The following is an 18,215-nucleotide window of genomic DNA, read 5'->3' as shown; positions in this document are numbered from 1 at the left end:
CGTACGTCAGAGGAGAAAGCCCATGCTCAAGTCCATCAAGGTGCGCGATTACATGACTCGCCATCTGGTGACGTTCCGATCGGATACGGATCTGTTCACTGCCATCAATCGACTGCTGGAGCACCGGATTTCCGGAGCGCCGGTGGTCGACTCCCAAGGTCATCTGATTGGCCTGCTGTCGGAAGGGGACTGCTTGCGTGGCATTCTCTCCGGTGCCTACTACGAAGCTATCGGCGGCACTGTCAGCACCTATATGACCACTGCGGTGGAGACGGTCAGCCCGGAGGCGGACATCATCGAACTGTCGGAGCGTTTCCTGCGTGGCCGGCGCCGGCGCATGCCGGTGATCGAGAATGGCCGTCTGGTCGGACAGATCAGTCGCCATGACGTGCTTCGGGCGGTCAAGGAGTTCGCCCAGCACGAGCAGGGCGAGCTGAGCATCGGTTGAGGGCAGGGGTGATGAGCGATCCACTAGACAAGGCGACCTCCAAGGCGCCGCCGACATTGGGCGAGGGCTGCGTGCGGCGTTACGACCCCGATGCACTCAGCGAAGAAGATGGCACCGAGTTCGCCGAAGCCGCCGAGCTGTGGCGACAGTTGCAGGAGCGACAGGGGCCTAAGACCGAGCAGGAGTGACGAGCGAAAAGGGCGCTGTGGCGCCCTTCGTCATGTCCAGCAGGTATTACTGATCGATACATGAAGCACTCGGCCTGCCGTGATCATCGAGATTGCAGGTTTTTGCTCATGTGATCTTGCGTGCGCATCGCTCTGCAACCAGTCTTGTGTACCACGGCTGCGCTTGAAAGTGCTTTCGCGGCCGCTCACGGCTTCCAGGGGATGGCAAGATGCCTTTGAATTCGCAGTTCGTATTGGGTGCAGGCAGTGATGGCCAGGCGGTGGGGCAGCCGCTGCGACTGGGCAATCGTCACGGCCTGATCGCCGGCGCCACAGGTACCGGCAAGACGGTAACCCTGCAACGCTTGATCGAGACTTTCAGCGATGCCGGGGTGGCGGTATTCGCCGCCGATGTCAAAGGCGATTTGTGTGGCCTCGGTGCTGCCGGTGCGCCTCAGGGCAAGATCGCCGAACGCATTGCCAGCATGCCCTGGCTCGATCATCAGCCTCAGGCCTACCCGGTGACCCTGTGGGACGTGCATGGGCAGAGCGGTCACCCTTTGCGCACCACGCTCAGCGAGATGGGGCCATTGTTGCTTGGCGCACTGCTGGAGCTGACCGATAGCCAGCAGGCCGCGCTCTACGCGGCATTCAAGGTGGCTGATCGCGAAGGTCTGCTGCTGCTCGATCTGAAGGACCTGAAGGCGCTGCTCGGCTACCTCAAGGACAATCCGCAGGTGCTCGGGGAAGACGCGGCGCTGTTCACCAGCACCTCCGCGCAGGCGTTGCTGCGGCGTCTGGCAGGCCTGGAACAGCAGGGCGCAGAGGCGCTGTTCGGCGAGCCGGCGTTACAGCTCGAGGATCTATTGCACCCGGACCGCGATGGCCGTGGCCGCGTGCACCTGCTCGATGCCACGCGCCTGGTCCACGAAGCGCCCAAGGTGTATGCGACCTTTCTGCTGTGGCTGCTGGCCGAACTGTTCGAGCAGTTGCCGGAGCGTGGCGATGCCGACAAACCGGTACTGGCGCTGTTCTTCGATGAGGCGCACCTGCTTTTTCAGGGCACGCCAAAGGCCCTGCAGGAGCGCCTGGAGCAAGTGGTGCGGTTGATTCGCTCAAAGGGCGTCGGGGTGTATTTCGTCACCCAGTCGCCGGGAGACCTGCCGGATGATGTGCTGGCCCAGCTCGGCCTGCGCATCCAGCACGGCCTGCGCGCCTTCACCGCCAAGGAGCAGAAGGCCTTGCGCGCCGTGGCCGACGGCTTTCGTCCGAATCCGGCGTTCAACACGCTTAGCGTGTTGACGGAGCTGGGTATAGGTGAGGCCTTGGTCGGAACCCTGGAGGAGAAGGGCACACCGGCGATGGTCCAGCGCGTGGCCATCGCCCCACCGCAGTCGCGTATCGGCCCGCTGAGCGATTCGGAGCGTGCGGCACTGGTACGCCAGTCATCGCTCGCGGGGCGCTACGACAAGCCTGTCGACCGGCAATCGGCCTATGAGCTGCTCACTGCGCGCGCCGCCCAGGCGGCCGCCGAGGCGCCGGCACAGCCGACTACGAAGGCCAAGGCCGCTACGCAGGAGCAAGGGCTGGGGCAGATGGCGGGAGAGTTGATTGGCGGGGCGGTGAAAAGTGCCTTGCGCCAAGCGGCCAACCAACTGGGCCGGCAACTGGTGCGAGGGTTGATGGGGTCGCTGATGGGCGGCAAGAAGCGCTAGGGAAACGCTGAAATAACAGTAGGGCGGGTGAAACTGGCGATTGCAGTTTTGGCGGGTTTCACACGCCCTACTTAGGTTCGAAGTTGGACCTAGCTGGCAACTTCGTCGGCGGCGTCGCGTTTTTCCTGGCGTTCTTTCTCGATTTTTTCGATTTCTTTGTCGAAGGCCTGATCGAGCAGGCTGGGTTTCTTGCGCCAGGGTTTGCGATCCGGGTCCGGCTGAGCGGCGTAGGTGATGACTTCTCCGCCGTATACATCCTTGTAACGCTGCGCCTGGCGCTCGAGTTCGGCGCGCAGTTCGTCTTTCGTCACTGGTTTTACCTGTATGTAGTTATGATCGGCCCACGACGCGTGAAGCGCCTGGCTTCACTGTTGCGGTCGGGAGTCGATCTAAAGGGTCGTACGCCTTGGGGGCGTGGAAGAGGGGTTTACAAAGTTCGCGCTTTGCATCGCTCTCCGTCTCTGCGGTTACTTATCTATTTGTAAGTTTTTCGCGAGAAAAGTTGCACAGTGCAACTGGCGTGTATTATCGCCGACGTCTCATGAATGTCCAGTAATCAGCCGGACAGCGCCTGATAATGCAGGCTGAAACTCAGTCGACAGCTTTGCCCCGGAGCCAGTAACTGCAGGCCTGGACGCTGTGCCAGATGATGCGCATTGACCGGGTGGGTGACGGGCTCGAAACAGAAGAAGTTCTGTGCTTGCGGGCAAAACAACAGAAATACATCGCTGCCCTGTGCTGTGCAGACGAGTTGATAACCGGCGTCCTGCTGGATGATGCGGGCGTCGCCGGGCCATTGGGTAAAGGCATTATCGACAAGTTGCTGCGGCAGCAGTGTTGGCTCGTCGAAGTTCCAGGCCTGGGGCAACTCGACCCACTGACTGGAAAGTTTGTTTTCGCCACATAACCAGACGCCTGCAGCTTTGGCCTGTATCCGAGTGTGCTCATTGCGTGGCAGATAAGGATGTAGGCCGAGGCCATACCAGGTGGGCTGCTCGCCAAGATGAGTGGCTTGTAACGTCAGGCGCAGGCAGCCGTCGATTAATTGAACATGCAATGTGGCGCGGTAGGGGAATGGCGAGTGGCTGTCGAGTTGCAGGCCTACGCTGTCGGATGTCACGTCGACTACTTGCCAGGGCTGTTGCCAGGCGCTGCCATGAATCGGCAGCGGCTCATGGTCGGTATTGGCGCTCAGTGCCTGCCAGCCGGCAGGCGTATCGAAGCCGCCGCCACCGATGCGATTGGACCAGGGAAGCAATGGGTAGCAGGCCAGACGCCTAGGGTTGGCGGCGGCTAGCGCCTGTTCGTCACTGTGCCGAAGCAGTGCTCGGCCATCGCTTAGGCGAACCCAGTTGACCAGACTTGCGCCCAGGTCCGGAGCCATGGTCAGTTGTGTCAGGCTATCGCGCAGGGTCAGCAGAGTAGTTGGCATTTGGCGCTCCAATGGCGGTAAATGTCGGGAATTCATAGTGTCATCGTACAACTGCTGGGCTATCATTACGGCAAAGCCTCAAGTCGAGTATCCGCCCACCATGGAAATGCAAAACGCTCAACCACGTGCTCGTCGCAAGCACCGCAGCCTGGCCCAGGAGTTGGTGGCCGAGCTGTCGCAACGCATTCGCGATGGACATATCAAGCGCGGTGAGAAGTTGCCGACGGAGTCGGCGATCATGGAAGAGCAGGGCGTCAGCCGTACCGTGGTGCGCGAGGCGTTGTCGCGTTTGCAGGCGGCCGGCCTGGTGGAGACCCGTCACGGCATCGGCACCTTCGTGCTGGATACACCCAGTGCCAGCGGTTTTCGCATCGACCCGGCGACCATCGTCACCTTGCGCGACGTGCTGGCCATCCTCGAGTTGCGCATCAGTCTCGAGGTGGAGTCGGCCGGCATGGCGGCTGCTCGGCGCAGCGACGTTCAGCTCAAAGCCATTCGCGAGGCACTGGACGCGATCAACGACGGCGCCGCGCATGCCAGTGATGCGGTGTCCTCGGACTTTCATTTCCACCTGCGCATTGCCGAGGCCACCGGCAACCGCTATTTCACCGATATCCTCAGTCATCTGGGCACCAGCATCATCCCGCGTACCCGGGTCAACTCCGCCGGCCTGGCGCGTGACGATCACACCCATTACATGGCGCGCCTGGAGCGCGAGCACGAGCAGATCTTCGAGGCCATCGCGCGCCAGGACGCCGAGGCGGCGCGAGCGGCCATGCGCTTGCACCTGACCAACAGTCGCGAGCGCCTGCGTCAGGCGCACGAAGCGGCCGAGGCCGAAGCGCTGCACGGCTGAAACTGGATGAATGAACTCGGCGGCCCAAGGCCGCCGAGTTCGTTTCTGCAGTGAGAAAAAGCGGGCGGGCATGGCTTCTCAGCAGCCTTTTTGAGACGCAGGTAGTTTCAAGGGCTGTTAGCGACGATAGGCGAGGGCGACGATACCGCCGACCACGATCAGGCCGCCGACCACCTGCAGAATCCCCAATACCTGACCCAGGATCAGCCAGCCCAGCACCATGCCGGCCACCGGCTCCATGTTCATCACCGGTGCGTTACGCGCGATGTTCAGGCGCGGCATGCAGATGAACAGGGTGGAGAAGGCGGCGCCATAGAGCAGCACCAGACAGCCCAGCGCGATCCAGCCAACGCTGGCATTGGGCAGGCTCAAGCCGCCCGGGATCAGTCCGCTGGCGCCGAGCAAGGTAGAGGCACTGAACACCACGGCCAAAGTCAGCATGCTGCGTACCGAGCCGGCCAGGCTGGAAAGGCGGTTTTCGGTGATCCACAGGGCGACGGCGAATACCCCGGCAGCGGTCAGGCTGAAGAGAATTCCCGCGATCCATTCGCCATCCAGCGCGGCACTGCCAGTCAGGCGTCCGGGAACATCGAGCACCAGCACCAGGCCGAACAGGATCACGCCCATGATCGCCAGCGCCTGGCGCGTCGGTGCCGGGCCGCCGAGCGCCCAGGTGAGCAGAGCCAGGAGAATCGGCGACAGGTTCACCACCAGCAATGCCAGCGCCACTGGAATCCGCGCTACGGCCGAGTAGATGCAGAAGCTCTGGATGGCGATCAGCAGGCCCAGCAGAATCTGCCAGCCCCAGGTGGCGCGGCCCAGTTTCAACGACTCGCGTCGCCACAGCACCAGCGCCACCAGCACCAGCAGGGTCACGCCGGCACGCGCGAGCATCGCCAGGAGCAGGCCGGTGTCGTGATCGAAGGCGATTCGCGCGGCGATATGGTTGCCGGCGAACGAGCAGGCCAGCGACGCGAGAATCAGGACGGCGATGTGACGGGGAAACGGGGTGGAACCTTGCATGACGTAAATCCTGTTGGTCATGGTCTTGTGCAGCGCTTGTCGGCGACTGCGGTGTCTCGGCCCTAAAGCAAAACGCCGCCCGGTTGGGCGGCGTTTCGTTCAATGCCCTGGGTTGGCGGTCAGAGCACCACGCTCGGCAGCCACAGCGAGATGGCGGGGATGTAGGTAACGGCCATCAGCACGGCGAACAGTGCGATGTAGAACGGCAGCAGCGCCTTGACGGTGCTCTCGATGCTGACCTTGCCGATGGCGGCGCCGACGAAGAGTACCGCACCTACCGGAGGCGTGATCAGACCGATACCGAGATTGACCAGCATGATCATGCCGAAATGCACAGGATCGACGCCGAACGAGGTCACCACCGGCAGCAGGATCGGGGTGAGGATCAGGATCAGCGGCGCCATGTCCATCAGCGTGCCCAGCACCAGCAGCATGAAGTTGACGCACATCAGGATCACGTAACGGTTGTCCGACAGGGTCAGGAACGCGGTGGTGATCTTCGACGGAATCTGCATCAGGGTCATGATGTAGCCGAAGCTGGCGGCGAAGGCGATCAGGATCATCACGATCGACAGCGTGCGCACGGTGCGGTGCAGCATCTTCGGCAGTTCATTCCACTTGTAGTCGCGGTAGATGAACATGGTCACGAAGAAGGCCCAGACCACGGCAACGGCCGCCGACTCGGTGGCGGTGAACACGCCGCTGAGGATACCGCCGAGGATGATGACCATGGTCATCAGGCCCCACAGAGCTTCGACGCAGATTTTCAGCGCCTGGCGCAGCGGAATCACTTCACCCTTGGGGTAGTTGCGCTTCTTGGCGAACATCAGGCACAGCGTCGCCATGGTGAAGCTCAGCAGCAGGCCCGGGCCGATGCCGGCGACGAACAGCGCGGCGATGGACACCGTACCGCCAGCGGCCAGCGAGTAGATCACCGAGTTGTGGCTGGGCGGGGTGAGCAGCGCCTGTACCGAGCCGGAGACGGTGACTGCAGTGGAAAACTCGCGCGGGTAGCCTTTCTTTTCCATTTCCGGGATCAGCACCGAACCGACCGAGGCGGTATCGGCCAGGGAGGAACCGGAGATGGCGCCGAAGAAGGTCGAGGCGGTGATGTTGACCAGCGACAGGCCTCCGCGGACGAAGCCCACCAGGACCCCGGCGAAGGCCACCAGGCGCCGAGCCATGCCCCCTTCGGCCATGATCGCGCCGGCCAGGACGAAGAACGGAATGGCCAGCAGGGAGAATTTGTTCACGCCGCCGGCGATCTGAATCATCACCGCGTGTAGCGGAATGTCGATGTACCAGGCGCCGATCAGGGTGGCCAGGCCAAGGGCATAGGCGACCGGGACGCGCAGCAGAATCAGGACAATGAAGCTGCCCAGCAGGATGGCGGCATCCATTACACGGACTCCTTGGAATCTTCGCAGTTCTCGTAATCGACGACGCGGCGTTTGTGCTGGTCGCCGTAGAGCAGTTGTTCGATGACGAACAGCAGGGTGATCAGGCCGCCCAGCGGAATCGGCGCGTAGCTGATACCGACACGCATCCAGGTCAGCGTGCTGAGGTACTGGTTCCAGGTGGCGACGCACAGCTTGTAGCCCCAGATCAGCATGAACAGGGCGATGGCGCCCATGGCCAGGCGTACGAACAGGGTAAGAAAGGGTTGCGCCGCTTCGGGCAGGCGGTCGCTCAGCACCTGCACGGCCATGTGCGCACCGGCGCGGTAGCTGGCAGCGGCGCCGACGAAGGTGAACAGCACCATCAGCAGGATGGCGATGGGTTCGGGCCAGCCCAGGCCCTGACCGAGTGCGTAACGGCTGAACACGCCCCAGGGGATGATCAGGGCCATGACCACGATCGCCAGGCCGGCGGTCGCGATACAGGCACGGTAGATGACGTCATTGACGCCCAGAACCAGGTTTTTCATGAGACTTTCACCGGTAGCGCGGCGCAGGCAGGGAGCCGGCGCCGCGCGCTTGCGCGTGGATTACTGAACGGCTTCGATGCGCTTGATCAGATCGGCGAACTGGGCGCCGTACTTCTCACGTACCGGGGCGGTAGCGTCGTAGAAGGGCTTGGTGTCGACTTCGATGAACTCGACGCCTTCAGCCTTGAGCTTCTCGTCGCTGGCCTTTTCCTTGGCAACCCACAGGTCGCGCTCTTCCAACTGGGCCTCTTTGGCCAGCTTCTTGACCAGCTCCTGCTGCTCGGGGGTGAGCTTCTCCCAGGTGGTCTTAGACATCAGCAGCGGCTCGGGGAGGATCAGGTGATGCGTCTGGGTGTAGTACTTGGCGGCACGGAAGTGGTTGTGCTCGAGTAGGGTCGGCGAGTTGTTCTCGGCGCCGTCGATCACACCGCTTTGCAGGGCGCTGAAGATTTCACCGGTGTCCATGGCGATGCCGTTGGCACCCATGGCGTTGAGGGTGTCGATGAACAGCGGGTTGCCGATCACGCGGATCTTCATGCCCTTGAGGTCTTCCAGCTTGCGTACCGGCTTCTTGGTGTAGAGGCTGCGGCTGCCGGCTTCCATCCACGCCAGACCGACCATGTTGAAGTCGGAGTTGGTGATGGCGTCGAGGATTTCCTGACCGATCTCGCCGTCGACCACCTTGCGCATGTGGTCGATGTCGCGGAATACGAACGGCATGTTGAAGACGTTGGTAGCCGGAACCACCGGGCCGACCGAGCCGAGGCTGACGCGGGTCAGCTGAACGGCGCCGATCTGGGTCTGTTCGATCACTTCCTTCTCGGAACCCAGCACACCGCCTGCGAACATGCGGGACTTGATTTCACCATTGGTGGCGGCTTCCAGTTTCTTGCCGAGGTTTTCCATGGCGACTACGGTCGGGTAGCCGGCAGGGTGGATTTCGGCAATTTTCAGGGTCGTCTCGGCCTGTACGAAGGAAGACAGACCGAGCGCTAGCGGAAGTGTGGCGAGAAGCAACTTGCGTTTGAGGTTCATGCGGAAAACTCCGTCTTGTTGTTGTTGGTGAACAGCAGTGCAGTCCGGTGCCGCGAACGGCCCGGGGTGAATCGGATCAGGGTTTGAAGGCAGGCTCCTCGATACCGCATACGCCAGCCTGCAGGGCGAATACGCCGCCGGCCAGCGGCTGGTCGGAGAGGTCGCCGCCGGGGCGGATCGAGGTGACGAACAGGGTGTCCAGATTCGCGCCGCCGAAGGCGCACATGGCGGGCTTCTTCACCGGCACGGCCAGCGAACGGTCGAGGCGGCCATCGGGCGTGAAGCGGTGCACCAGGCCCTCGTCGTTGCCGCAGATCCAGTAGCAGCCGTCGACATCCATCGCAGCGCCGTCCGGGCGGCCCGGATGCTGCGTCATGTCGATGAACAGGCGGCGGCTGTGCGGCGTGCCGCTGTCGGTGTCGTAATCGAAGGCCCAGACACTTTGTACGCTCGGGTGTGAATCGGAGAGGTAGAGGGTGCGGCCATCTGGGCTGAAGGCCAGGCCGTTGGGCACGATAAAGTCGGCGAGTACCTGCTGCAGCTGGCCGTCGTAACGATACAGCGCGCCGACGCGGGCGCCTGCGGCCATGTCCAGCAGCATGGTGCCGGCCCAGAAGCGGCCCTGGCGGTCGCAGCGGCCATCGTTGAAGCGCATTTGCGGGCGGGCGTGCTCGACCTGCGCCAGGCGTTCGGCCTGCACCTTGCCATCGTCTTGCGGGCGCAGATGGAAAATGCCGCTCTGCATGCCAGCGAGCCAGCCGCCAGCCGGATGCATGGCGATGCAGGCGAGCATTTCCTCGGCCTGCCAGCTCTGCGTCTGGCCAGTGGCGGCGGACCAGCGATACAGGCGTCCGGCGGGGATATCGGCCCAGTACAGGGCCTGTTCGGCTGTATTCCAGACCGGGCTTTCACCCGTGGCGTTGCGCGCATCGACAATCAGTTCGGCTGTCATGGCAGGGGCGCTCTAGTTGTTGTTATGGCATCGGGTGGCGGTGGGGCGACGTTTCAGTCGTCGCCGAATGGGCCTGCTGCGACGAAGGCGCCGCCCTGGTAAATGCGTGCCGGGTCGTCCGCGGCCGGCATCGGCTGCGCCTCGACCTTGTCGCGGAACACTTCCGAGCTGTCCTTGGGCTTGAAGCCCAGGTGCGCGGCCTTGCTGTTGTCCCACCACACGTCGCGGTTATCCGACATGCCGTAGACCACGGTGTGGCCGACATTTTCGGTGTACAGGCAGCGTTCGATCAGGTGGGTGAGGTCGTCGTAGCTCAGCCAGGTGCTCATCATGCGGCGGTTGGCTGGCTCGGGGAAGGAAGAGCCGATGCGGATGCTGACGGTCTCGATGCCGTAGCGATCGAAATAGAAGCTGGCCATGTCCTCGCCGTAGGATTTGGACAGGCCGTAATAGCCATCCGGGCGGCGCAGGCAGTTGGCGTCGAGATGCTCGTCCTGCTTGTAGAAGCCGATGACATGGTTGGAGCTGGCGAACACCACGCGTTTCACGCCATGGCGGCGCGCGGCTTCGTAGACATGGAACACGCCACTGATATTGGCGCCGAGGATTTCTTCGAAGGGGCGCTCGACCGAGACACCACCGAAGTGCAGGATGGCGTCGACGCCTTCGACCAGTTGATGCACCGCGGCCTTGTCTGCCAGATCGCAGCGCACCACTTCTTCATGGGAGCCGGCGGCAGGGGCCATCTCGCCGATGTCGGACAGGCGCAGAATGTTGGCGTAGGGGCGCAGACGTTCGCGCAGTACCTTGCCGAGTCCGCCGGCGGCGCCGGTCAGCAGCAGGCGATTGAAGGGGCGCAGTTCGCTGGAGATCGTGGTCATGGCGGGGCCTGGACTCTTGTTGCTTGTTGTTATTGGTTTGTCATACGTTGTCGTATGACTTGAATCGATTATCAGCACCAGCCTGGTCAATGTCAACGTGACAGTGGCGGGAATTTGATAAGGGCGCTCTGCCTGTCGCCAGGCTCGTTGGACAGATTCGGTCTCGCTGTCGGGCCAATGGAAATTTCGATTTGCCCGCTCTATTACGGCGGTTTCTCGTATGTGCTCGAAGTATTTCGGAGAACCTGGCGGTGGTTTCGGTGAACCGCTGGAGTGTGATCGGCTCGGCGTATTTGACTAAAGTTGTATGACAACGTATCTCGGCGAACGTGGAGCGTGCTTGTGCAAGGCGCTTGATTGATTTGGAGGCGTGAGATGGGCAGGAAACCTGCCGGTATTCGCAGCAGTGCGGCACCGACGCTGATCGACGTGGCCAGGGTGGCGGGGGTGTCGCCGATCACCGTATCACGCGCGCTCGGCCGACCTGAAGTGGTCACCGATGCGACCCGCAAGCGCGTACTGGAGGCGGTGCGCGCGACCGGTTACGTGCCCAATCTGGCCGCCGGCTCGTTGGCATCCAGCCGCAGCCGGCTGGTGGCGATCTTCCTGCCGACCATCGCCAACTCGATCTTCGCCGACACCGTGCAGGCGCTGACCGACCGCCTGGCTGCCGCCGGCTACCAGACCCTGCTGGGCCTGACCGGATACCGCCCCGAGCAGGAGGAGGCCTTGCTCGAAGCGGTGCTGGGGCGGCGCCCGGACGGTATCGTGCTGACCGGAACCGAGCATTCCCAAGCCAGCCGTGAGCGCCTGGCGCGGGTCGGCATCCCGCTGGTCGAGGCCTGGGATCTGTGCGAGCACCCGGTGGACATGCTGGTCGGCTTCTCCCACGAGGCCGTCGGCCAGGCGGTGGCGCGCTACCTGATCGGCAAGGGATACCGCCGGGTGTCGGCGGTAGGTATCGATGATCCGCGGGGCCTGCGCCGTTATCGCAGTCTGGTCGCGGCGCTGCACGGGCACGTTGCGGCGCCAGTGGCGGCGCAGATTCTGCCGGCACCGGCGACGCTCGCGGTCGGCCGTGAAGGCCTGGCGCGCCTGCTGCAGGAGGGCGCTGCCGGTGAGGTGGTGGTGTGCAGTTCCGATACGGTGGCGCAGGGCGTGCTGGCCGAGGCGCTGAGTCGTGGCTTGCGTATCCCCGAGGATCTGGCGGTGATGGGCTTCGGCGACCTTTCCAGCGCGGCGCATACCTATCCGCCGCTCTCCACCGTGCGGGTGGACGGGGCGCGTATTGGCTGCGCCATTGCCGAAGCGCTGCTGGAGCGTATTGCCGAGCCAGCAGCTGCGCGTCAGCCACTGCGCTTGGACGTGGGTTTCGAACTGATCGAGCGCGGCAGCGCCTGAGCCCGGCACGCTCAGCTCAGCTCAGCTCAGGTCATGGCTCAGGCCAGGCGCAGGTGGTTGTCCCAGAGGCCGGCCGGTAGCTGCAGGGCGTTGGTGACGATGCGCGCGCCGCGGCAATCGTAAAGGCGGCAACGGCCCTGACCGGAGGTGACCACGAAGCCATCGGCCACCGCGCCGACACCTGCGCAGTCAGGCAGCGGCACGTCGAGGCGCACCTCGGCGCTGTCCAGATCCCAGATGAAGAAGCGGTTGCCGCGCGGTGCGGTCATCGCCAGCAGGCGCAGCTCGTCATGGATGGCCACGCTGGCGGTGTACTGGTTCATCGCCGCGCGCTGCGCCTCGCCAAGGGGAAAGGGCTGGTACGGCTTACCGGGTCGTTTGATTGCCAGCAGCGGTACGGCATCGTGCATGTCGCCCATGTACTGCTGGCCGCTGACCACGGTGCCGTCGCGAGCCACGGCCAGGTGGCGGATGCTGTTTTGTTGATCGGCCAGGTACTCCTGGCTGACCAGGCTGCCGTCGCGCTTGATCAGCACCAGGCTGGCCTGCATGGCATCGAGGTTCATGTCGACGCGGCTTTCCGCTTCGGTGCGGATGCCGCCGTTGGCCACCACCAGGGTTTCGCCATCGGGCATCCACAACAGCTGGTGCGGGCCGACGCCGTGCGTGCCGTGTTCGCCGTCGCGTTGCAGTCGCTCAGCGTCCAGGCGATAGACGCCGAGCACGCCGCGTCCGGGTTCGGTGGTGTCGTTCTCGGTGGTGTACAGCCATTCGCCGCCCTTGTGGAACACCGCGTGGCCGTTGAAGTGGCGCCCGGCTGGTGAGCTGAGCGTTTGCAGCAGGCGGCCGTTGCGGGTGTCGATCAGGTAACTTTCAGTACTCGGGCGGCGGCCGACGAACAATGCCAGCGGCAAGGTCGGGTGCGGCACCACATCGTGGCAGCGTTCGTTTACCGGGGTGGCGAATGCGCGTTCACCGTCGAGGCGATAACCGACCGCGTAGTGCTTGCCATCGGCGTCGTCACGGGCCGACAGCAGTAGCGGTTGCCCCGAGGGGCCGAACAGCGTCCAGCCGCCGAAGGCGCCCGCAGCCGCCAGGCTGGCCGCAGCCGCGCCGAGACCGAGAAAGGTTCTGCGTTGCATCCGTCAGTCCCCGTCGTGCGCGTTGAAGCCGATCTGTACGCCGAGGGCCCTGGCCAGCTCGCTTTCCTGCAGGCGATGCAGGCGGTTGAGGCTGTCGTACAGCTCGTTCAACTGCGTGCGGCCGGCTTCGCTGGCCAACCGTTCGGTGAGCGGCAGGTCCAAGGCGGCCAGGCGCTGGCGCGTGTCGAGGTAGGCGGCGTCGATGCGTTGCGCCAGCTCGGCCTGGTCGCTGCCCAGCAGCGCTTGTAGGCCGTCCTTGTTGTTGCCGTGCCAGAGCAGTTCGGCGCTGGCCAGTGCCGAGCCGAGGTTGGCCAGGCTGGCACCGCTGCGCCAGGATTCGGCCTGGTAGGGCTGGGGGATGCCCTTGGTCTGGCGGCCGAGCGGCGCGCCGAGTTTTTTCTTCAGGCCATCGATGCCGCTGACCTGAACGCGCAACAGTTCAGCCACCGCTTCCTTGGAGTCGGCGTAGCGCTCGTTGGGGAACTGCTTGAGCTGCGCGGCCATACCGCTCTCGTCGGCCTGCCATTGCGCGACGATGTCGGTAGCGAGGGCTTGCTGATGTTGACCGATGGCCTGCAGCAACGGGCAGTAGCGGGCTTTCTGCTCAGCCTGGGTCAGATCGATGTCGGCGTCGAACAGCACGTATTCGGAGGCGGTCAGGCCCTGCACCACGACGCTGGCGCTGGCGAGGTCGGCCTGGGTCAGTTGCGGCTTGTTCTTGAGCAGCGCCTCGACCTGGCGCTGCACCAGGTTCTTCTTGTCCGGCCAGAACTGTACCTGCCAGGCGCGGTTGCCCTCGGCCAGCGGGCCGAGCATCAGCGGCTGCAGCGCCGACCATGCACTCATGGCGCCGAGAAAGGCCTGGCGCGCGGCGGGCAGGTCGGCGCTGCCGGCGCAGAAGGCCGCAGCACGTTCGGCCAGTTGGCGATCGGCTTCCTGCCAGCTGGTATAGGCCGGCAGCAACACGCCGTCGGTGAGCGCGCCGGTGACCTTGGCGGTCTGATCCTGCTGGCCGCAGCCGACCAGGGCCAGGCCGAGCAGGGAGGCGATCAGGCTTTTATGCAACATCTCGGGCTCCTTAAAGGGAATTGAGGAAGGCGAGCAGCGCGGCTCGCTCATCGGCATCGAATTTCAGCACCTGCTGCTTGGCCGCTTCGGCCTCGCCGCCGTGCCAGAGTATGGCTTCCAGCAGGTTGCGGGCGCGACCGTCGTGCAGGAACTGGGTGTGGCCGTTGACGGCCTGGGTCAGGCCAATGCCCCATAGTGGCGGTGTGCGCCATTCGCGGCCCGTGGCGAGGAACTCCTCGCGGCCATCGGCCAGGCCTTCGCCCATGTCGTGCAGGAGCAGGTCGGTGTAGGGGCGGATCAACTGATTGGCCAGCTCAGGCTCGGCGGCATCGGCCGAGGTGGTGAAGCTGGGGGTATGGCACTTCTGGCAGCCGGCCTGGTGGAACAGGCTCTTGCCCTTGAGCACATCCGGGGCGTCGACGTTGCGCCGCGCCGGCACGCCGAGGTTGCGGCTGTAGAACAGCACGCTGGCGAGGATGTTGTCGCTGACCTCCGGTTCGCCGCCATGGGGCGCGGCCAGGCAATCGGCCTGCGCAGCGGTGCAGTTGTCGTGCGGGATCAAGCTGGTGGTCAGGCCCATGTCATTGGCGAAGGCGTCGGCATTCTGCTGGTTGAGGTTGGGCTGCCCGGCCTTCCAGCCGAAACGGCCGAGTACGCTGCGTTGCTGCTGGCGATCCCAGACGATGTTGGCGCGCCCGGAAATGCCGTCGCCATTGGCGTCGTCCGGGTCGGCAGCGGCGAGGATGTCTTGTTCGGCAATGGCTTCGAGCAGGCCCAGGCCGATCATCGGCGGGGCGATACGGGTGGAGAACAGAGTGTCCGGGTGCATATCGCCGTAACCGAGCTGGGTGATTTCCAGCTGCGGTTTGCGCAGTTCCACCCGCGTGCCGTCGGCAAAATGCACCGGCACGCTGCTGTAGTTCACCCGCACCTTGCCTTCGGGGGCGACGCCGGGGTTGGCCATGTCTTGCAGCTGGGTGCCGTAGGTGGGCTCGGCGACCACGCCCTGGCGCTCCAGCAACTCGGCATGCTCGGCCGCGGCCGGGATGGACAGGCGCACCAGCATGGAGGCTGCGCTGAGAGTACCCGGCTCCGGCGGATGGCCTCGGCCGTCCTTGAGGTGACAGTTCTGGCAGGCATTGGTGTTGAACAGCGGGCCCAGGCCGTCGCGCGCGGTGGTGGAGGCGGGCGCTGGCACCCAGGGGTTGCGGAAGAAGCTGTTGCCCACCGCAAAATCCAGGCGCCGGCTGGGCGCCAGGTTGGCCGCGGGCAGAGAGAAGGCGTTGTGGTCGAACTTGCGTACCGTGGCGGCGCCAGCCGACAGGGCTTCGCCGGGTTCTGCCGCCGTGAATTCGGGTTGCTGCTCGCAGGCGATCAGGGTCAGAGCCAGGATTGGCAGCAGGCAGCGCTGGAGCGGCGACATCGAGGAACTATCCGGACGGCAGGGAAACGGGGCGGCAAGATTATCAGGCTAACGAAATTTAAATAAGATCAATTAGCGTTATCCGGGCGCGGCCAGCGGTCGCGGGCTGCTGCGCCGTCCGCCTCAGCGGCGCCGGCCCGGTCCACCGCGATAAACCACTTCGGCTGCATAGCCGCGAAGTCGGTGCGCACGTTGGTGGGCAGATAGCTGGCCGAATCCAGCACACGCATCTGGCCGAGCGAGCGTTCGAACACCACCCAGTGCCAGAAGTTGCGGCCGTTTTCCTGGTGGTGCTTGATGGCCAGCAACGCCAGGTCCGGCAGGGCCTCCCAGGAGACGAAGGGCGTTTCGCCGGCTGCAGCTCTGGCGCCACCGCTAGCCAGCAGGCGGCGCACGTACTGGGTGTCGGACCACAGCGACTGGTCTTCGGCATGAATGCCCATGGCGTTGGCGATGGCCTTCATCTCGGCGTAGCGCTTGCCAAGGATGTTGGCGGCCGCGGCGATACCGCAGCCGCTGACTTCCTCCTGGATGACGGGTAGCACGATGCACTATTCCTTGTAGGTGGGATGAATGTCGAAGCTACCGGCCTGTGCCAACCATGGGAAGCACCAGCACTCAGCTCCGGCGCGGCAGGTCGAGGAGCGCCAGCAGCCCGCCGCTTTCGCGGGGTTGCAGGGTGAGGCTGCCGCCATGGGCGCTGGCGATTTGCCGGGCGATGCTCAGGCCGAGGCCATAGCCCCCGGTGCCTTCGCCGCGTGCTTCGTCCTCGCGGTAGAAGGGTTCCATGACGCGCTCCAGCAGCGCCTCGTCGATGCCCGGGCCGCGGTCGGCGATGCCGATACGTACGTACTCGGCGCTGTCTTCGAGCTGGATTTCGATGAGTCCGCCGGCATGCCGCACGGCATTTTCCAGCAGGTTCTGCAGGCAGCGGTGCAGGCCGCTGGCGTGGGCCACCAGCGGGCGAGCGCTGCCCTGGATCGCCACCTCGGCACCTAGATCATGAAAGTCCGCCTGCAGGCCCTGCAGCAGCGCGTCGATATCCACCTGTTCACGGGCGTCCTGCAGCTCGCCGCTGCGCAGGAAGTCCAGGCTCGCCGAGACCATTTCCTCCATGCGTTGCAGGTCGTCGCGAAAGCGCTGGCGGGTGGCTTCGTCGGCGAGCAGCTCGGCGCGCAGACGCAGGCGGGTAATCGGCGTGCGCAAATCGTGGGAAACGGCGGCGAAGAAGCGCGTGCGCTCGGCGATGCTGTCGATCAGGCGGCGCTGCATGGCATTGAACGCCTGCGCGGCCTGGCGCACCTCGCGCGGGCCTTCGACCGGCAACGCAGGGCGATGGATGTCCTGGCCGAGGGCTTCGGCAGCGCCGGTCATGCGTTGCAGCGGGCGCAGCACCAGGCGCACGGCGAGCAGGGCGATCAGCACCACCACGATGATGCGCAGCAGGTAGATGCGGGTCAGGTAGTCGAGCAGCAGCGACAGCGGCGGGGTGTTCGTCCAGCCCTGCTCCTCGGTGGCCTGCAGGTAGAGCAGCGGGCCACTGGGCAGCTGCAGCTCCACCAGAAAGCGACCACTGGCCGGGCCCGTGCCGAACAATACCGGCAGGCTGGCCGGATGGCCGTCCTGATCGAGCACCTCCAGGCTCAGCAGGCGCAAGCGGGGAGCCGCTCCGGTGCGTTGCTCGACCACTTCGCGCAGCAGCGTTTCGCGATTGCGGTCGGCCTTGTCCAGTGGCGACGTGCTCGGCGGGCGTTCGAGCAGGCGAAAGTCATCGGCCTGCAGCGCACGAATCAGCGCCATGGCCTGCTGCGGATCGTGCCGGTCGAGCAGGATCAGATCGGCCAGGCGCGTCGCCAGCAGGCGCGTGGGGATCTCAAGCACCTGGCCATGGCGCACTTCGTACCAGATGCTGCTGGTCAGCACCTGCGCGGCGAGCAGGCCGGTCACCAGGATCAGCACCAGGCGACCGGACAGCGAGTCGGGCCAGAAGCGCTTCACCCTTGCTCGACCTGTTCGACGGTCAGGGCATAGCCCTCGTTGCGCACGGTGCGGATCAGCCTGGGCGCACGCGGATCGTCTTCCAGATGCTGGCGCAGACGGCTGATGCACACGTCGATGCTGCGGTCGAAGGGCGCGCGTTCCTTGTCGAAGGCATGGCCAAGCAGGAAGTCGCGGCTCAGCGGGCGATTGGGGTGTTGCAGCAGCAGGCGCAGCACGCGGTAGTCGGAGTTGCCGAGGCTGATTACCAGGCCGGCGGGCGAGCGCAACTGCCGCGTGGCGGTGTCCAGGCGCCAGCCGGCGAAGCGCAGGGTGGTGGCCTCATCGAGGCGCGCGCGATCCGGAAAGCTCTGCGTGCGGCGCAGCACCACCTTGATCCGCGCCAGCAATTCACGCGGATCGAACGGCTTGGGCAGGTAGTCGTCGGCGCCCATCTCCAGGCCGACGATACGGTCGACCAGGGTGCCGCGCGCGGTGAGCATGATCACCGGAATGTTGCTGCGCACGCGCAGCTCGCGGCACAGGGTCAGGCCATCCTCGCCGGGCATCATCAGATCGAGCACCACCAGGTCGATCAGTTGCTCCTCCAGACGCTTGCGCATCTCCACACCGTGGCTGGCCACGCTGGTCTGGTAACCGGCATCGCTGAGGTAGGTGGAAAGCAACTGACGAATCTCGGGATCGTCGTCGACGATGAGGATGTGATCCGGTCGGGACATGGGCATCACCTGTGGGCGGGACGAGCAC

19 protein-coding genes are annotated in these 18,215 nt (G+C 64.6%); 5 read left to right on the top strand and 14 right to left on the bottom strand.

The genetic code is table 11. The features are described 5' to 3' along the window. The first annotated feature begins 22 nt into the window (after window positions 1-22). The 3 genes from B2U07_RS07095 (at window position 23) to B2U07_RS07085 (ending at window position 2,330) form a co-directional block, all read left to right on the top strand. Window positions 23-448, top strand: coding sequence for a CBS domain-containing protein (locus tag B2U07_RS07095; protein ID WP_275545879.1), 426 nt, complete (start codon window positions 23-25; stop codon window positions 446-448). A gap of 11 nt (window positions 449-459) precedes the next feature. Then, complete coding sequence (locus tag B2U07_RS07090; RefSeq protein WP_197856236.1) at window positions 460-636, top strand: hypothetical protein; 177 nt, start codon at window positions 460-462, stop codon at window positions 634-636. A gap of 209 nt (window positions 637-845) precedes the next feature. Beyond that, a complete protein-coding gene (locus B2U07_RS07085; RefSeq protein WP_296276519.1) occupies window positions 846-2,330 on the top strand; it encodes a helicase HerA-like domain-containing protein in 1,485 nt (494 codons plus the stop codon). An 89-nt stretch (window positions 2,331-2,419) separates the two neighbouring features. Here B2U07_RS07085 and B2U07_RS07080 read toward each other — a convergent pair whose 3' ends face one another. Together B2U07_RS07080 and B2U07_RS07075 are read right to left on the bottom strand one after the other, a co-directional pair. Next, window positions 2,420-2,641 carry a hypothetical protein gene (locus B2U07_RS07080; RefSeq protein ID WP_197856234.1) on the bottom strand — a complete coding sequence of 74 codons (222 nt, stop codon included), beginning with the start codon at window positions 2,639-2,641 and terminating at the stop codon, window positions 2,420-2,422. A gap of 245 nt (window positions 2,642-2,886) precedes the next feature. Beyond that, on the bottom strand, window positions 2,887-3,762 hold the full coding sequence (locus tag B2U07_RS07075; RefSeq protein ID WP_275545877.1) for an aldose 1-epimerase: 876 nt from the start codon (window positions 3,760-3,762) through the stop codon (window positions 2,887-2,889). A gap of 100 nt (window positions 3,763-3,862) precedes the next feature. Between B2U07_RS07075 and B2U07_RS07070 the strand changes: the two genes are divergently transcribed. Continuing rightward, window positions 3,863-4,618, top strand: a complete 756-nt coding sequence (locus tag B2U07_RS07070; protein ID WP_197856232.1) for a FadR/GntR family transcriptional regulator — start codon at window positions 3,863-3,865, stop codon at window positions 4,616-4,618. 117 nt (window positions 4,619-4,735) lie between these two features. On the opposite strand, the gene B2U07_RS07065 is transcribed toward B2U07_RS07070, so the two are convergent. The 6 genes from B2U07_RS07065 to B2U07_RS07040 all read right to left on the bottom strand — a co-directional run bounded on the left by B2U07_RS07065 (window position 4,736) and on the right by B2U07_RS07040 (window position 10,436). Continuing rightward, window positions 4,736-5,641: an EamA family transporter gene (locus tag B2U07_RS07065; RefSeq protein ID WP_275545876.1), complete on the bottom strand. Its 906-nt coding sequence runs from the start codon at window positions 5,639-5,641 to the stop codon at window positions 4,736-4,738. 119 nt (window positions 5,642-5,760) lie between these two features. Further along, window positions 5,761-7,041, bottom strand: a complete 1,281-nt coding sequence (locus B2U07_RS07060) for a TRAP transporter large permease (protein ID WP_197856230.1) — start codon at window positions 7,039-7,041, stop codon at window positions 5,761-5,763. Further along, complete coding sequence (locus B2U07_RS07055; protein WP_197856229.1) at window positions 7,041-7,568, bottom strand: TRAP transporter small permease; 528 nt, start codon at window positions 7,566-7,568, stop codon at window positions 7,041-7,043. The genes B2U07_RS07060 and B2U07_RS07055 overlap by 1 nt, the downstream gene beginning before the upstream one ends. A 60-nt stretch (window positions 7,569-7,628) precedes the next feature. Then, the gene (locus tag B2U07_RS07050; RefSeq protein WP_197856228.1) at window positions 7,629-8,603 is read right to left on the bottom strand and encodes a TRAP transporter substrate-binding protein; all 975 of its coding nucleotides are present in this window, start codon (window positions 8,601-8,603) and stop codon (window positions 7,629-7,631) included. Window positions 8,604-8,679: 76 nt separating this feature from the next. Then, window positions 8,680-9,555, bottom strand: a complete 876-nt coding sequence (locus tag B2U07_RS07045; protein WP_275545875.1) for an SMP-30/gluconolactonase/LRE family protein — start codon at window positions 9,553-9,555, stop codon at window positions 8,680-8,682. Window positions 9,556-9,608: 53 nt separating this feature from the next. After that, window positions 9,609-10,436, bottom strand: coding sequence for an NAD-dependent epimerase/dehydratase family protein (locus B2U07_RS07040; protein ID WP_275545874.1), 828 nt, complete (start codon window positions 10,434-10,436; stop codon window positions 9,609-9,611). A 375-nt stretch (window positions 10,437-10,811) separates the two neighbouring features. On the opposite strand from B2U07_RS07040, the gene B2U07_RS07035 reads away from it, so the two are divergent. After that, window positions 10,812-11,837 carry a LacI family DNA-binding transcriptional regulator gene (locus B2U07_RS07035; protein WP_275545873.1) on the top strand — a complete coding sequence of 342 codons (1,026 nt, stop codon included), beginning with the start codon at window positions 10,812-10,814 and terminating at the stop codon, window positions 11,835-11,837. Window positions 11,838-11,875: 38 nt separating this feature from the next. Here the strand turns inward: B2U07_RS07035 and B2U07_RS07030 are convergent, their stop codons facing one another. From B2U07_RS07030 to B2U07_RS07005, 6 genes are all read right to left on the bottom strand, one after another. Beyond that, window positions 11,876-12,979, bottom strand: coding sequence for a DUF1513 domain-containing protein (locus B2U07_RS07030; protein ID WP_197856224.1), 1,104 nt, complete (start codon window positions 12,977-12,979; stop codon window positions 11,876-11,878). Window positions 12,980-12,982: 3 nt separating this feature from the next. Next, the gene (locus B2U07_RS07025) at window positions 12,983-14,047 is read right to left on the bottom strand and encodes an imelysin family protein (protein WP_197856223.1); all 1,065 of its coding nucleotides are present in this window, start codon (window positions 14,045-14,047) and stop codon (window positions 12,983-12,985) included. Between the two features lie 10 nt (window positions 14,048-14,057). After that, the gene (locus tag B2U07_RS07020) at window positions 14,058-15,470 is read right to left on the bottom strand and encodes a di-heme oxidoredictase family protein (protein WP_197856222.1); all 1,413 of its coding nucleotides are present in this window, start codon (window positions 15,468-15,470) and stop codon (window positions 14,058-14,060) included. A gap of 68 nt (window positions 15,471-15,538) precedes the next feature. After that, the gene (locus tag B2U07_RS07015; RefSeq protein WP_197856221.1) at window positions 15,539-16,015 is read right to left on the bottom strand and encodes a hypothetical protein; all 477 of its coding nucleotides are present in this window, start codon (window positions 16,013-16,015) and stop codon (window positions 15,539-15,541) included. A gap of 73 nt (window positions 16,016-16,088) precedes the next feature. After that, window positions 16,089-17,468 carry an ATP-binding protein gene (locus B2U07_RS07010; protein WP_275545872.1) on the bottom strand — a complete coding sequence of 460 codons (1,380 nt, stop codon included), beginning with the start codon at window positions 17,466-17,468 and terminating at the stop codon, window positions 16,089-16,091. Beyond that, window positions 17,465-18,187, bottom strand: coding sequence for a response regulator (locus B2U07_RS07005; protein WP_197856219.1), 723 nt, complete (start codon window positions 18,185-18,187; stop codon window positions 17,465-17,467). Before B2U07_RS07005 ends, B2U07_RS07010 begins: the two co-directional genes overlap by 4 nt. Between the last annotated feature and the right edge of the window lie 28 nt (window positions 18,188-18,215).

The organism is Pseudomonas sp. UBA7530 (assembly GCF_002479365.1).
Taxonomy (GTDB): Bacteria; Pseudomonadota; Gammaproteobacteria; order Pseudomonadales; family Pseudomonadaceae; genus Aquipseudomonas.
Note: the sequence above shows the minus strand (reverse complement) of the source record. Positions and strands in the feature narration are given on the sequence as shown.